Source organism: Allobosea sp. NPDC055594, assembly GCF_053618995.1.
On the sequence record NZ_JBSHIO010000005.1, the window covers coordinates 149,832 to 164,298 of the forward strand.

The 14,467-nt window shown below is 67.2% G+C and carries 15 protein-coding genes; 7 read left to right on the forward strand and 8 right to left on the reverse strand.

Translation table 11 applies throughout. The features are described from left to right. Positions 1-110 precede the first annotated feature (110 nt). Positions 111-941, forward strand: a complete 831-nt coding sequence (locus ACWGRX_RS12290) for an EfeM/EfeO family lipoprotein (RefSeq protein ID WP_452117760.1) — start codon at positions 111-113, stop codon at positions 939-941. A gap of 39 nt (positions 942-980) precedes the next feature. On the opposite strand, the gene ACWGRX_RS12295 is transcribed toward ACWGRX_RS12290, so the two are convergent. The 5 genes from ACWGRX_RS12295 to ACWGRX_RS12315 form a co-directional block, all read right to left on the reverse strand. Then, the gene (locus ACWGRX_RS12295; protein WP_452117761.1) at positions 981-1,709 is read right to left on the reverse strand and encodes a DUF1013 domain-containing protein; all 729 of its coding nucleotides are present in this window, start codon (positions 1,707-1,709) and stop codon (positions 981-983) included. 170 nt (positions 1,710-1,879) lie between these two features. Then, complete coding sequence (locus ACWGRX_RS12300; RefSeq protein ID WP_452117762.1) at positions 1,880-2,374, reverse strand: DoxX family protein; 495 nt, start codon at positions 2,372-2,374, stop codon at positions 1,880-1,882. Then, entirely contained in the window at positions 2,371-3,177 is an 807-nt protein-coding gene (locus tag ACWGRX_RS12305; protein ID WP_452117763.1) for an HvfC/BufC N-terminal domain-containing protein, read from the reverse strand. Before ACWGRX_RS12305 ends, ACWGRX_RS12300 begins: the two co-directional genes overlap by 4 nt. After that, positions 3,167-4,084 carry an MNIO family bufferin maturase gene (bufB, locus tag ACWGRX_RS12310; RefSeq protein WP_452117764.1) on the reverse strand — a complete coding sequence of 306 codons (918 nt, stop codon included), beginning with the start codon at positions 4,082-4,084 and terminating at the stop codon, positions 3,167-3,169. The genes ACWGRX_RS12305 and bufB overlap by 11 nt, the downstream gene beginning before the upstream one ends. A gap of 37 nt (positions 4,085-4,121) precedes the next feature. Continuing rightward, complete coding sequence (locus ACWGRX_RS12315) at positions 4,122-4,427, reverse strand: BufA1 family periplasmic bufferin-type metallophore (RefSeq protein ID WP_452117765.1); 306 nt, start codon at positions 4,425-4,427, stop codon at positions 4,122-4,124. Between the two features lie 263 nt (positions 4,428-4,690). Here ACWGRX_RS12315 and ACWGRX_RS12320 point away from each other — a divergent pair, with 263 nt between their 5' ends. Continuing rightward, positions 4,691-5,251: a sigma-70 family RNA polymerase sigma factor gene (locus tag ACWGRX_RS12320; protein WP_452117766.1), complete on the forward strand. Its 561-nt coding sequence runs from the start codon at positions 4,691-4,693 to the stop codon at positions 5,249-5,251. Then, positions 5,241-5,876, forward strand: coding sequence for an NrsF family protein (locus ACWGRX_RS12325; protein WP_452117767.1), 636 nt, complete (start codon positions 5,241-5,243; stop codon positions 5,874-5,876). The genes ACWGRX_RS12320 and ACWGRX_RS12325 overlap by 11 nt, the downstream gene beginning before the upstream one ends. Positions 5,877-5,910: 34 nt before the next feature. Here the strand turns inward: ACWGRX_RS12325 and ACWGRX_RS12330 are convergent, their stop codons facing one another. Beyond that, positions 5,911-6,909, reverse strand: coding sequence for an NAD(P)H-quinone oxidoreductase (locus tag ACWGRX_RS12330; RefSeq protein WP_452117768.1), 999 nt, complete (start codon positions 6,907-6,909; stop codon positions 5,911-5,913). A gap of 114 nt (positions 6,910-7,023) precedes the next feature. Between ACWGRX_RS12330 and ACWGRX_RS12335 the strand changes: the two genes are divergently transcribed. Both ACWGRX_RS12335 and rcdA read left to right on the forward strand, forming a co-directional pair. Then, the gene (locus tag ACWGRX_RS12335) at positions 7,024-7,224 is read left to right on the forward strand and encodes a DUF1192 domain-containing protein (protein ID WP_452117947.1); all 201 of its coding nucleotides are present in this window, start codon (positions 7,024-7,026) and stop codon (positions 7,222-7,224) included. A 696-nt stretch (positions 7,225-7,920) separates the two neighbouring features. Beyond that, the gene (gene rcdA / locus ACWGRX_RS12340; protein ID WP_452117769.1) at positions 7,921-8,451 is read left to right on the forward strand and encodes a protease adaptor protein RcdA; all 531 of its coding nucleotides are present in this window, start codon (positions 7,921-7,923) and stop codon (positions 8,449-8,451) included. Between the two features lie 214 nt (positions 8,452-8,665). Here the strand turns inward: rcdA and rpmE are convergent, their stop codons facing one another. After that, positions 8,666-8,899, reverse strand: a complete 234-nt coding sequence (gene rpmE / locus ACWGRX_RS12345) for a 50S ribosomal protein L31 (protein WP_066471911.1) — start codon at positions 8,897-8,899, stop codon at positions 8,666-8,668. Between the two features lie 146 nt (positions 8,900-9,045). Here rpmE and ACWGRX_RS12350 point away from each other — a divergent pair, with 146 nt between their 5' ends. Both ACWGRX_RS12350 and ACWGRX_RS12355 read left to right on the forward strand, forming a co-directional pair. Further along, entirely contained in the window at positions 9,046-10,824 is a 1,779-nt protein-coding gene (locus tag ACWGRX_RS12350; protein WP_452117770.1) for an ABC transporter transmembrane domain-containing protein, read from the forward strand. A 260-nt stretch (positions 10,825-11,084) separates the two neighbouring features. Continuing rightward, on the forward strand, positions 11,085-11,846 hold the full coding sequence (locus ACWGRX_RS12355; RefSeq protein ID WP_452117771.1) for a GGDEF domain-containing protein: 762 nt from the start codon (positions 11,085-11,087) through the stop codon (positions 11,844-11,846). A 167-nt stretch (positions 11,847-12,013) separates the two neighbouring features. Here the strand turns inward: ACWGRX_RS12355 and ACWGRX_RS12360 are convergent, their stop codons facing one another. Further along, positions 12,014-14,377 (reverse strand): ATP-dependent helicase, encoded by a 2,364-nt coding sequence (locus tag ACWGRX_RS12360; RefSeq protein WP_452117772.1) that lies wholly within the window; start codon positions 14,375-14,377, stop codon positions 12,014-12,016. Positions 14,378-14,467 lie beyond the last annotated feature (90 nt).

The window sequence follows — 14,467 nt, forward strand, 5'->3', positions numbered from 1 at the left end:
TGCGCAGTTTAAATACTATAAGTATTCCAATTGTGATTTCTATAAATACGCTAGAATTACTTATTTCATGATCCTATTCTGTGGTCTCTTCGCAGGAAAGGAATTTGCTCATGAATGCCAGTCGCAGGGACCTTGTTCTCGCTTCGGCCGGACTCCTCGCAGCCACGGTCCTGCCGCGGGCGACGGCGGCCGCCGAGCCGCACGCGGCGGCGGTGGATGCCGGTCTCGCCTATTTCCGCAAGCGCAACGCCGAGCAGAAGCCGCTGGTGGCGGCGCTGACCAAAGCCCTGTCGGGCAGCGATCGCGCGGCTGCCGAGGCGGCCTATGTCGCCTCCCGCGCGCCCTACGAGGAGATCGAGGTGCTGGCGGCGAATTTCGAGGAGATCGACAAGGACATCGACTCCCGCGCCTATGCTCATGATCTCGGCGATACCGATCCGGGCTTCAAGGGCTTCCACAAGATCGAGGCGTTGTTGTTCGGCGAGGGGGATCTTGCGGCGGCGCTGCCGCTGGCACGTGGGCTGGAAGCCTCTGTCGCAGCGCTCGACAAGGCGCTGAACGAGCGTGAGCGCTTCTCGGCCAAGGATAGTTTCAAGGGCATGATCGCGCTCGCGAACGAGATCGGTGCCAAGAAGATCTCGGGCGAGGAGGAAACCTGGTCGGACCGCAGCCTGCTGATCTTCCGCTACAATTTTGCGGGCATCGAAAGCCAGTACCGTCCCTTCGCCGTGAGCGTTGCGGCGAAGAAGCCGGCGCTGGCGCAGGAGATCGACAAGAGCTTGGCTGCGGCGAAGGCGGTGGTCGATGCGCTCTATGGTGGCGAGCCCGGCGGGGCCGCCTATAGCCGGATCGGCGCGCGCGAGCGCCGGGGCATCGTCAAGTCGTCCGTCGCCGTGCGCGACGGTCTGATTGCTGCAAGCGAGGAACTCGGGGCGGCCTGACGACCGCTCCGATCCTGTCCCGGCGCCGGGGAGGGCGACTCAGAACTCGTCGTCCTCTTCGACCGGGCGCTTCATCTGCTTGAGCTTGGCGAAGACGGAGTCGACGTCGATCGCCGCCTCTTCCTCGCGCTTCGGCTTGCTCATATCGGCGAAGGGCTGGCTGGCCGGTACGGGCTCCGGAGCCGTGGTCTCCTCGGCCGAGAGCAGGGTCGAGCCGGTCTCCGCCGCGAGCGCGGCCGGGCGATCCTTGGCGGCGCGGGCGACTTCGAAATCGAGGTCGATCTGCGAGGAGAGGCCGAGGCTGACCGGGTCGACCGGCGTCAGGGTCTGAGTGTTCCAGTGGGTGCGATCGCGGATCTGCGCGATGGTCGACTTGGTGGTGCCGACGAGGCGGATGATCTGCGCGTCCTTGAGCTCGGGATGATTGCGCAGCAGCCAGAGGATGGCGTTCGGCCGGTCCTGGCGCTTCGACACCGGGGTGTAGCGCGGCCCCTTGGCACGCTTGATCTCCGGTACCTTGACCTTGCGCTCGGCGAGCCTGAGATGGTGGTTCGAGTTCTTGGCGGCGCGCTCGAGTTCCTCGCGGGTGAGCTGGCCGGAGGTGATCGGGTCGAGCCCCTTGATGCCGGCTGCGACTTCGCCATCGGCGATGCCACGCACCTCGAGCGGGTGGAGTTTGCAGAACTCGGCGATCTGCTCGAAGGTCAGCGAGGTGTTTTCGACCAGCCAGACCGCGGTGGCCTTCGGCATCAGCGGCGATGTTGACACGGGCTCGTCTCCTGAAGTGTCGCGGGCAAAAGCTCTCATGCGCCGACCGGCCGCCCCGGCCGGTCATCCAAATCATCGACGATGAGGAGGATCGCGGCGTTATAGGCGAACAGCCGGCGACTGTCCACGGCGAGCCGCTTTCTTCTGCTGTTTTCGATCGACCGCCCGGTCTATCGTTTCAGCCTGCGGTCGACTGAGAGCGAGCCCGGTCCTCCCGACATGATCGCGAGCGCCATGGCTGCCCAGGTCAGATGCAGCGGCCAGCCATCGGGGATGGTCAGCTGAATGATCGCGGTCATCAAAAGCAGGCAGAAGGCCGCGAAGCGTGTCGCGAGACCAAGGACGAGCAGACAGGGCAGCGCCAGCTCGGCGATTCCCGAGAGAATCGCCATGAGCACCGGCGCCGGGAACGGATAGGGGCCGCCCGGCAGGTGAAGCATGAATTCGTCGGTGAAGAGCGTGACGGCCGTGTCGCCGATCTGGAGGAAGCCGTCCCATTTCAGCATGCCGGAACGCCAGAACGGTACGGCGAGGGCAAGGCGCAGGGTCAATTGCACGAGAACATGGGGTGCCATTGCGCGGATCGCCGCATTGGCCATCTCGTTCAGAGCTGGGCTGCGTCCGGTTCCCGTGCCGATGGGCTTCGGCTCCGGCAAAGAGGTCATCGGGCGTCTCCGGGAGATAGGGCGGTGACGGCGCCAGCCTCGACGATGCCGGTAAGGGCCGCGGCGATGTCGAAGTCGGGGACGGAAGCGAGGACGGTCGCCATCGCCTCGCCGAGCGTGAGGCCGGTGGCCAAGGCCTCGATCAACGATACGCCGCCGGCTGGAAGGCGTGTGACGATCACGTCGAGGTCCGGCCGGGTTATCAGCCCTTCTTCCGCTCCGGCGGCGTTGATCACCCCGACCGGTTCGGGGGAGCGGTTGGCGGCGAAGATCGTGAGCGCCGCGTAGCGCGAGCGCACCACCCGTGTCGACGGGTGAAGCGCGACCGAAACATCAGCCAGGCTTTCGGCCGGGATGGAGGCGAAGGCGCCCGGCGGCAGGGGCTCGGCATCTGCCGCGTGGTAGGCATCGAGCCAGGCCCGCTCGACGCGGGCCGTGTCGGCCAGCCAGGGCATCGCTTCCGCATATGCGTAACCTGCGATGAAGTCGGGGAAATCGCGGCCGTAATCGAAGAGGAGCGGCGATTTCGGTGGTGTCTGCCGGATGTGGAAGCGCGCCATGGCGCGGAAGAACTCGTCCCCGGTGATGCGCCGTATTGCGGGGTAGATCGCGGCCAGTGCGTCGATCAGGCCGACGGTCACGTTGTTGCGATAGACATTGTAGCGTTTGACCGCCTTCTTGCCGCCCGGACCGGAAACTAGCGCCGGGGTCTGGCGCTCGGGATCGTTCAAGCCGGGCGCGAAGGCCGACGCGTAGGAGCCGTCGCTCCCGGCGGCCGGGCCGATGCGGATATCAGACCGCATGGCGCAAGCTCGCCTGGCCGGCATGGCGATCCAGCAGACGCTGGGCCGCCATCGCCTCGGCCTTGAGTATGGGCCAATCCGGGATCTTGCTGTCCCACTCGATCAGCGTCGGGCGCGGGCCGCAACGACCGAGCACGATCTCGTAGAGCCGCCAGACGCCGTCGGGCACCGGCCCGTCATGGCTGTCGATCAGCAGCAGGGCGTTCTCGTCGTCGCTCTGCTCGGCATGGCCGGCGAGATGGATCTCGCCGACATGGGCGAGCGGAAAATCGGCGAGATAGTCCAGCGCCGACGTGCCGCGATTGGTCGCCGAGACGAACACGTTGCTGACGTCGAGCAACAGGCCGCAGCCGGTGCGCGCGACGATCGCCCGGATGAACTCGGTCTCGCTCATCGTCGACTCCGGGAAAATCAGATAGGTCGACGGGTTTTCGAGCAGGATCGTCCGGCCGATAGCCTCCTGCATCTGGTCGATATGATCGCAGACCCAGGCCAGGCTGCCCGCCGTGTAGGGCAGCGGCAGGAGGTCGTTGAAGAACGTCGCCTCATGGGTCGACCAGGCGAGATGCTCCGATACGAGCGCAGGCTCGTAGCGCTCTACCAGCGATCTGAAGCGCGCCAGATGCTCCCGATCGAGCGGCTCGGGGCCGCCGAGCGACATGCAGACGCCGTGCAGAGACAATGGGTTGTCCCTGCGTATGGCTTCCAGGGCGCGGTGCGGCGGCCCGCCCGCGCCCATATAGTTCTCGGCGTGGACTTCGAAGAAGCCCCTTGGCCCGCTTTCGCTCAGGATGCTGCGAAGATGCTCGGGTTTGAAGCTCGTCCCCGCCAGGCCGGAGACGCCGTGTTCCGGAAAGCGGAGAGGGTGGGCCGCGGGTGCGGGCCCGGATGCGAGATCTGCCGTCATGATGTCCTCTGCGCTTTCCGGTTCGTGGAGACAGCGATCAGAGCGGCTTCAGCGAGCCCTGCTTGCCGTTCGGCAGGGTGATCGAGGCGCAGGTGCCGCCGCGGACGAATTTCCAGGCATTGCCCTGGAAATCGACGGTCGAGGAGCCCTGGCAGGTAGTTCCGGGGCCGGCGGCACAGTCATTCTGGCCCTTCAGGGCGACGCCGTAGCACTTCTCCTTCTTGGCCGCGACGGCGGCCTCGCCTTCGGCCTTGCTCAGCGGTGCGGCACTCGCAAGCGAGGCCAGCGCCGTCGCCATGGCGCTGGCGAGAAGGGCGGAGCTGACGGCAGACTTGACGGACATGGGAATTCTCCGACTAGAGTTGCAATCGTGCCCATGGAGCCGGACACAAAGCCTATACGCAGGTCGGAGACCGGCTGTTACAGCGCCGGGAGCTTTTCTGATTGCGTGCTCCGCAATCTCGGCCGGGTGACAAATCGGGCGCGCGCGGACGAGCGCTTTCGGGCCCCGGGCTGCGACGGACCCGGCCATATGCGACCGATCCAGGCGGGCGCCGTCGGCGAGGGATGTAACAAGTTGCGATCCTGCTTCGTAGGAAGCGGAGAATGAACTTGTCGCTGCGCGAAAATGACTGGGCCATGTGGCTCCGCTTGGCCATGGCTGGCGATGCGGATGCCTATCGACGTTTTCTGCAGGCAATCGCCCCGTTCGTCAGAACGGTCGTCCGTTCCGGCTGCCGTGGCTCGGGAAACGAAAGCGAGATCGAGGACGTCGTGCAGGAAGCGTTGCTGGCCATCCATCTCAAGCGCGGGACCTGGGATCCCGCGCGGCCGGTCGTGCCTTGGATCGCAGCGATCGCCCGGCACAAGCTCATCGATGCGATGCGCAGGCGAGGGCGGCATGTCAGCGTTCCGATCGAGGATGTCGCGGATCGTCTGCCGCTCGACGACACTGCGCCGGAGTTCAGTGCGAGTGAGATCGACAGGCTGCTTGCAGAGCTCAAGCCGGCGCAGGAAGAGATTGTCCGGTCGATATCGATCGAGGGCGTCTCCATCCGGGAAACGGCCGGACGCTTGCGAATGACGGAAGGGGCGGTCCGCGTCGCCCTGCATCGCGCGCTCAAGACGCTGGGCGCGCTTTACCGGGATCGCTCACGTGAAGACTGATGATCTCATCGCAATGCTGGCGAACGATGCCGGCCCGATCCGGCCGTTCCGCTCCGTCCTGGCGCTATCGTTCGGCGCTGCGGTCGTCGCGGCGGCGATCCTGTTCTTCGTCGCGATCGGTGTGCGGCCCGATTTTCAGGAGGCGATGCAGAGCGGGCGTTTCCTGTTCAAATTCGTCGTCACGGCCGCGCTGGCGAGCACGGCCCTGTGGAGCGTGTTCCGGTTGAGCCGCCCTGGCCTCGCCCGGTCCTATCCGGGGCTCCTGATGATGCTCGCGCCGGCGCTGCTTCTCGGCGCCGTGGCCGTCGAGCTGACGTGGCTTCCCGAAGAGCAGTGGCTGCCCAGCCTGATCGGCGAGAACGCAATGTTCTGTCTGACCCTGATCCCGCTGCTCTCCGCGGGGCCGCTCGCCTGCATACTTGCCGGCTTGCGGCAGGGCGCACCGTCTGATCCGGGTCTGGCAGGCGCCCTGGCGGGACTTGTGGCGAGCGGTATCGGAGCGAGCTTCTATGCGGCGAACTGCACCGACGACAGCCCGCTCTTTGTGCTGGCCTGGTATCCGATCGCGGCTTCGATCGTGACCGGCGCCGGTTTTCTGATCGGGCGAAGGCTGCTGCGCTGGTGAGGCTTTCCAGGCAGGCGAGGATCGCGCCGGCCGTTCAGATCGTCAGCACGATCTTGCCGATATGGGCGTTGCTCTCCATCAGCGCGTGCGCCTCCGCCGCCTGCGCCAGCGGGAAGCGGGCATGGATCACCGGCTTGCAGCGCCCCTGCGCCAGCAGGGGCCAGACCTTGGCTTCCAGTTCGGCTGCGATCGCAGCCTTCTCGGCGATGGTCCGCGGGCGCAGCGTCGAGCCGGTATGGGTCAGGCGCTTCATCATCAGACGGCGGAAATCGACCTCGGCCTTCGGCCCGTTGAGGAAGGCGATCTGGACGATGCGGCCGCTCTCGGCCGCGGCCTCGTAATTGCGCGCGATATAGTCGCCGCCGACCATGTCGAGGATCAGATCGACGCCGCGCTTGCCCGTCGCGACCTTGGCGGCGGCGACGAAATCCTCGCTGCGGTAGTTGATGGCGTGGTCGGCACCGAGATCGCGGCAGGCCCGGCATTTTTCGTCCGATCCCGCGGTCGCCAGGACCGTCGCGCCGAAGGCCTTGGCGAGTTGGATCGCCGTGGTGCCGATGCCGGATGTGCCGCCATGAACCATGAAGCTCTCGCCGCTCTTCAAGGCGCCGCGCTGGAAGACGTTGCTCCAGACGGTGAAATAGGTCTCCGGAATGGCGCCGGCCTCTTCCAGCGAAAGGCCGGCGGGAATCGGCAGGGCATTGCTCTCGTGGACGACGAGGTATTCGGCATAGCCGCCACCGGCGACGAGGCCGCAGATCTGCTCGCCCTGCCGGTAGCGCGAGACGCCTTCGCCGAGGCCGACCACGGTGCCGGCGAATTCGAGGCCCGGAATATCGGAAGCGCCGGGCGGAGGCGCATAGCCGCCCATGCGCTGCAGCACGTCCGGCCGGTTGATGCCGGCGAAGGCGACCGCGACCAGCACCTCGCCCGGGCCGGGCCGCGGCACCGGCCGCTGCTGCGGCTGCAGGACTTCGGGACCGCCGGGGGCCTCGAAACCGATCGCGGTCATGGTCTGGGGCAGGGTGGTCATGGCGCTCTCCTGGCGAGGGGCGGTCGGCGCGCGGCTGTGACCACCGAACCGGCATCCACTTTTCCGGACGATGCTTTAGTCTGCCCGCCGCAACCGTTGCAAGGCGAGGCTGCCATGGCTGGATTTATCGAGGACGATCGCCCGGCGCCCAAGCGCGCCCATGAGATCGGGCAGGATCTTTCGCAGCTTTCCGTGGCGGAGATCGACGAGCGGGTGGCCCTGCTGGAGGCCGAGATCGCCAGGCTGGGCGAGGCGCGCCTCAAGAAGACCGCTTCGCGCTCGGCGGCCGACGCCTTCTTCCGGAAGCGGGATTGAGCGGGCGCGCGACGCGGCGGCGTTTCGCCGTCGCTGTCTCCGGCGCTGAGGGCGCTTCGTTCCGATATCTGACGATACTGTGCGGGATTGGTCAGTCGCTGTCAGGTGTGCGCGCCAGCCGCCCGCGGACGGGCAGCGACGGCATGAAGGTCAGGTGCTCGCAACGCTACGGCTGAGATCGCCGGAAACAGGCCTCGTCCTGGCGATGGCGGGCGCGTTTCGCGGCGGGCCCGGCGTTCCGTTCCGGCCAGGCTCGCGCTTGATGTCAGCCGCGGCGCCGGACGCCGCGGCCCGTCCCGGGGCGGATTTGACAGGGCGCGTGCCAGTTTCGGCGCGCACTTCGCCCACCGAGCAAAATACGGGAGGAATCAATGCCCTCGGACGCCGCGTTAACGGGCTCTTAACGATTCTAAATTATGAATCTGATCGTCCAGTTTGTCTGGATGTCGAGTGGCTCCTGCCCACTCTGTTTGACGCCTCCCTGTTGACCTTCGAGCCGCCTCGGGCGGCTCTTTTTTTGGTTCGGAGGAGGTCCGCGGCGCGATCCGCCTCGGCGCCGTCAACCTGCCATTATTAAGGTTAACGAAGCCTTGCCGCGGCGACGACAATGCTATGGCTTTATCTTTGCGGGGCTTCCGGCATGAAACGGCGCTGCGTCTCGCACACGCACGCCCTTGTGCCGAATGGAGACGTGCGATGAGCGATTTTCCGACGCTGAGGCTGGCGGTCGAGGACGGTGCGATCTCGTTCGCGCGTACCTTCGTCAAGTCGGAGGCCTTCATGCAGCTCTTTCGCGAAGGCATGGGCCTGGTCGAGCTGACCGCGAATTATCTCGACGGCGAAGGGCGCTCGGAATCGGCGGCGCTGCCGCGCGAGGTTTCGCTGGTCTATGCGACTGAAAGCATGCGCCTGACCACACGGCTGATGCAGATCGCCTCCTGGCTGCTGGTGCAGCGCGCCGTGGCCGAGGGCGAAATGACGGCGGAGCAGGCGCGTGCCGAGAAGAACAAGGTCCGCATCGCCGAGCCGATGCTGCAGCCGACCAGCGCCGAGGCGGCCCGCCTGCCCCTGCGCCTGCGTGAGCTGATCGCCCATTCGATCCGGCTGCAGGAGCGGATCGGCCATCTCGAGAACCAGATGTCGCAGGCTTTCGCCCCGGTCGCCGCCGTCAATCCGGTACGCGGGCAGCTCGCGAACCTGCAGGCGCGGCTCGGCGCCCTGGCCTGATCGGGGAGGGCTCTGCCCCATGCCGGGGCCGGAGCGCCAGCGCGGCCTGCGGTCGTGGCAGAGCCGGCCGCGGCGCCGCTCCTTGTGAGCGATCGCTCCTGAAAACGCAGTATTCTTCCGCGGCCATTCGTCGCCGCGATGCAAAAAGCCCGGCCGTGAGGCCGGGCTTTTCGATTTCGGGCATCCGGCCCCGTAGGGCCCGAAAAGCCGGGAATTACTTCTTGCCGAGGGCGCCGAGCGCGCCGAAGCGCGAATTGAAGCGCGAGACGCGGCCGCCGCGGTCCAGCATGTGCTGGGTGCCGCCGGTCCAGGCCGGGTGGGTCTTCGGGTCGATGTCGAGGTTCAGCGTGTCGCCCTCCTTGCCGAGGGTCGAACGCGTGAAGTATTCGGTGCCATCGGTCATGACGACCTTGATGGTGTGGTAATCGGGATGAATGCCGGTCTTCATGGCGAATTCCTCAAGTTTCGAAAAGCGGGCGGCCGGAACGCGGCGCGCATCGCCGGCTCTTCGAACAATTCGTACGAGCCTGTCGTGAAGTCGCGTGGCCATAGCGCAGCCTTGGCTGCGGTGCAAGCTTTTCGGGATATGTGAGAGTGGCGAAAGAACTGGTGGAAGACCGCAAGCAGCGCCCGGATTTCAGCGCGCTGCGCTCGTTCTGGCCCTATGCAAAGGCGCAGAAGCGGCGGATCGCCTTCGCTCTGCTGGCTTTGGTCGTCGCATCGGGTGCGACCCTGGCGCTGCCTCTGGCGGTGCGCCGGGTCATCGATGCCGGTTTCTCCGGTGGCGAACAGCAGCTCGCCAACTCCTATTTCGCCCTGCTGATCGGCGTTGTCGCCGTGCTGGCGCTGGCGAGCTCGGCGCGATTCTATCTCGTCATGACGGTTGGCGAGCGCATCGTCTCGAATCTGCGCGCCGATGTGTTCGGCCATCTGACCCGGCTCGAACCGGCCTTCTTCGACGCCAGCCGGGCGGGCGATCTCGTCTCGCGGCTGACCGCTGACACCACCCAGATCAAGTCGACCTTCGCCTCGACGGCCTCGATCGCGCTGCGCAACGCCATCATGTTCCTCGGCGCGCTCGCCATGATGGTGGCGACCAGCCCGCGCCTGTCGGCGATCGTGATCGGCGCGATCCCGCTGGTCGTGCTGCCGCTGGTGTTCTCGGGCCGCAGCGTGCGCAAGCGCTCGCGGGCGGCGCAGGACCGGTTGGCTGACGCCTCGGCCTTCGCCTCGGAAGCGGTCGGTGCGATTCGCACCATGCAGTCCTTCGGGGCCGAGCGCGACACGGCGCGGCGCTTCCAGAATGCCTCCGAGGAGGCCTATGCCGCCTCGCGCGACGCGACGCGCTCGCGCGCCTGGCTCTCGGGCTTTGCGATCTTCCTGGTCAGCGCCAGCGTCGTCATGGTTCTGTGGGCCGGTGCGACCGAGGTCTTCGCCGGGCGGATGAGCGGCGGGCGGCTGTCGCAGTTCGTGCTCTATGCGGTGCTGGCGGCGAGCTCGCTCGGCCAGCTCTCCGAGGTCTATGGCGACATCTCGGCCGCGGCGGGCGCGGCCGGGCGGCTCGGCGAGATCCTGGCGACGAAGCCGGCGATCGCGGCTCCCGCCCATCCCAGGCCGATGCCGCAGCCGGCAGCCGGAGCGTTGTCCTTCGAGAACGTCTCTTTCCGCTATCCCGGGCGGACGAATCTCGCCTTGGCCGATCTCGACATCGCCGTCCGGCCCGGCGAGCGCATCGCGCTGGTCGGCCCCTCCGGTGCCGGCAAGAGCACGGTGCTGCAACTGGCGCTGCGCTTCTACGATCCCTTCGCCGGGCGCGTCGTTGTCGACGGCGTCGCCGGGCCGGAGGCCGATCCGACCGACTGGCGCAGTCGCTTCGCGCTGGTGCCGCAGGAGCCGACCGTGTTCGGCGTCTCGGTCGCCGACAACATCGCCTATGGCCGCCCCGGCGCCAGCCGGGCCGAGATCGAGGAGGCGGCGAAGCTCGCCGCCGCCGATGATTTCATCCGCGCCCTGCCGGAGGGCTACGACACGGTGATCGGCGAGCGCGGCGTGACGCTCTCCGGCGGCCAGCGCCAGCGCCTCGCCATCGCGCGGGCGGTGCTGAAGGACGCGCCGATCCTGCTGCTCGACGAGGCGACCTCGGCGCTCGATTCCGAGAGCGAGCGGGCGGTGCAGGACGCGCTCGACCGGCTGATGCAGGGCCGCACCACTTTGGTCGTCGCCCACCGGCTCGCGACCATCCTCTCGGCCGACCGCATCCTGGTGATGGAAGAGGGCCGCGTCGTCGAGGAGGGCACCCATGCCGCCCTCGTCGCCAAGGGCGGGCTCTATGCCAGGCTGGCGGCGCTGCAATTCGGGCGCGAGGCGGCGTAGGGGCGGTCTCGATCTGACCGGACCGATACAGTCATCAGCGCTTGTCCCGGGCGAGCGCCGCGAAGCCCGGGACCCATGTCTGCGCCTTGATCCGCAAAGGTCAGGCATGGGGCCAAAGCGGGCCTTCAGCCGTGGCTTGCCCCCAGGACGGCTAGCAATCGGTCGCTCAGCCTTGCGGGCGGTGTGACGCGGCCTGAGGCGGCGCAGCGGAAACGGGGTGTTCAGCAATTGCTGCCATGCCGACAGGCATGACTGCTTCCATGCGCAGGATCGTCGTCAAGGCGTCGATCGCGACCGTTCTTTCCATCGCCGCTTCGCTGGGACTCGCCATGAGCGTCGTTCCGCTATTGGGGGGCGTGGTGGACGGCAACGCCTGGCTGATGACGGTGCTATGCCCGCTGCTGATCGCCTTTCCGGCAAGTGCCTATCAATTCTGGCAGCACGAGCGGCTGCGCGCGGCCCGTGACGAGATTGGCCGGCTGCATGGTGAACTGACGAGCGCCCATGCCGCCCTGGCCCAGCGGGCGCGGCGTGACGGTATGACGGGCCTGCTGAACCGGGAGAGTTTCTTCGGCGATGCTTCGCGCCTGTCCGCACAGGACGGAGGTGGCGCGCTGCTGGTCGTCGATGCGGATCACTTCAAGACGATCAATGACCGGTTCGGCCATCCGGTGGGCGATGCTGCATTGCTCGCGATCACCGCGGCGATGAAAGGCGTGCTGCGCAAGGGCGATCTCTGTGGCCGGATCGGCGGCGAGGAGTTCGCGATCTACCTTCCCGGCACGACCGACGCTGAGACGCGGGTGATCGCGGAAAGGCTGCGCGCGGCCGTCGCAGCCGTCCAGTTCGAGGCGCCGGACGGCACCAAGGTTCCCTTGAGTATCAGCATCGGCGGTGCGCCGGCCGGTCCGGGGCGCAATTTCGAACAGGTGATGACCGAGGCGGACCGGCTACTCTACAAGGCGAAGCGGCGCGGCCGCGACCGGGTGGCGTTCGCGGGCCGGGTGGCGCAGGCCGCCTGAGGGCGGCGAACCGCGCCTGTCATTTCGTGGCGGCGCGCGCGAACAATCACTGGTGGACAGGTCTAGGACCCGGTCGACATCGCCGCGACAAGGCGTGCGTTCCGGGGCGGGCCTGCGGCTGGGCCCGAGGGCTCCAGCCGGAATGACGGCGTGGTGGATGTGGCTCTCTACCCCGCCTTCTGCACAAAGCTATCCAGCACCATCTTCCGCCCGGCCTTGTCGAAATCCACCGTCAGCTTGTTGCCGTCGACGCTGGCGACCGAGCCCGGACCGAACTTGACGTGGAAGACGCGGGCGCCGGCCTCATAGGCCGAGCCGCCGGTCGATTTCGCGGTGAGCTCGCCCTCGATCATCAGCGGGCCGCGCTTGCTGCCGCCGAATCCGCGCTGGCCGGAATCGGAGAAGCCCGAGCCTCCGCCCGAATTCAACCTGGCCTTGTTCTCCTGCGCCCGCTGCCAACCCGGCGTCTGGTAGGAGGAGCCGAAGCTCTCCATGCGCTCGAAGCGCGAGGCACCATAGCCGCCCTGGCTGTAGGCGGTCGGCGCCTGAACGACCTCGACATGGTCCTCCGGCAATTCGTCGATGAAGCGCGAGGGCAGGCTCGACTGCCAGAGACCGTGGATGCGCCGGTTCGAGGCGAAATAGAGTTTCAGCCGCTTGCGGGCGCGGGTCAGACCGACATGGGCGAGGCGGCGTTCCTCCTCCAGACCGGCGCGGCCGCTCTCGTCGAGGGCGCGCTGGTTCGGGAAAAGCCCTTCCTCCCAGCCGGGCAGGAAGACCGTGTCGAACTCCAGCCCCTTGGCGGCGTGCAGCGTCATGATCGAGACGCGCGCGCCGGATTCGCCGCCATCGGCGTCCATGACCAGCGAGACGTGCTCGAGGAAGGCCGGAAGATCGGGGAACTCGTCGAGCGAACGGACCAGTTCCTTCAGGTTCTCGAGCCGCCCGGCGGCGTCGGCCGAGCGGTCCTTCTGCCACATCTCGGTGTAGCCGCTCTCCTCCAGCACCAGCTCCGCGAGTTCGCCCTGCCGCATGCTCTCGGTCCGCGCCGACCAGCGGGCGAAGGCCTCGACCAGTTCGCGGAGCGCGGTTCGGGCCTTGGGCTTCAGCTCCTCGGTCTCGACCACGGCCCGCGCCGACTGCATCAGCGAGAAGCCGGTGGCCCTCGCATGGTTGTGCAGGAGCTGGATGGTAGCGTCGCCGAGGCCGCGCTTCGGGACATTGACGATGCGCTCGAAGGCGAGGTCGTCGGTGGCTGAGACGACGCAGCGCAGATAGGCCATGGCGTCGCGGATCTCGGCGCGCTCGTAGAAGCGCGGGCCGCCGATGACGCGATAGGGCACGCCGACATGGATCAGCCGCTCCTCGATCTCGCGCATCTGTGCGGAGATGCGCACCAGGATCGCGACCTCGCCGAGATTTTCGCCCTTGGACTGCATCGCCTCGATCTCGTCCGAGATCAGGCGCGCCTCCTCCTGGCTGTCCCAGGCGCCGGTGATGGTGACCTTCTCGCCGGCCTCGTCCTCGGTGCGCAAGGTCTTGCCGAGCCGGCCCTCATTGCGGGCGATCAGCTTGGCGGCGGTGGCGAGGATATGGCCGGTCGAGCGGTAATTGCGTTCGAGGCGCACCACGACAGCGCCTGGAAAATCGTTCTCGAAACGCAGGATGTTGTCGACCTCGGCGCCGCGCCAGCCATAGATCGACTGGTCGTCGTCGCCGACGCAGGCGATGTTGCGGCGGCCCTGCGCCAGCAGGCGCAGCCAGAGATACTGGGCGACGTTGGTGTCCTGGTACTCGTCGACGAGGATATAGCGGAAGCGCTCGTGATAGCTCGCGAGCACGTCGGGATGTTCGCGGAACAGCGTCAGGCAGTGCAGCAGGAGATCGCCGAAATCGACGGCGTTCAGCGTCTTCAGCCGGTCCTGATAGGCGCCATAGAGCTTGCCGCCCTTGCCATTGGCGAAGACGCCGGCCTCGCCGGGCGGCACGTCCTTGGGGCTGAGGCCGCGGTTCTTCCATGAGTCGATGAAGCCCGCCAGCATGCGGCCGGGCCAGCGCTTCTCGTCGATGCCCTCGGCCTGGATCACCTGCTTCATCAGGCGGATCTGGTCGTCGGTGTCGAGGATGGTGAAGTCCGAGTGCAGGTCGAGCAGCTCGGCATGGCGGCGCAGAAGCTTGGCCGAGATCGAGTGGAAGGTGCCGAGCCAGGGCATGCCTTCGGCGACCGGGCCGACGAGGTTCGCGACACGCTCCTTCATCTCGCGCGCCGCCTTGTTGGTGAAGGTCACCGACAGGATCTGCGAGGGAAAGGCGCGGCCGGTCGCGATCAGATGGGCGATGCGGGTGGTCAGAACACGGGTCTTGCCGGTGCCGGCGCCGGCGAGCACCAGCACGGGCCCGTCGGTCGCCTCGACCGCCTGGCGCTGCTCCGGGTTGAGGCCTTGCAGATAGCCGGCCGCAGGCTGCGCGGCGGCGCGCGCGGCGAGGCCGCCGGGGCGGGGCAGGGGGGCAGAGGTGAATTGGTCTGACAAGGGGCTGGCTTGGGTTTTCTGCGTGATCGTGATTCGTTCACTGTCAATATAGGGGCAGGCGTCCTCAATTGCTCGCCGTCGCGGTCGGTT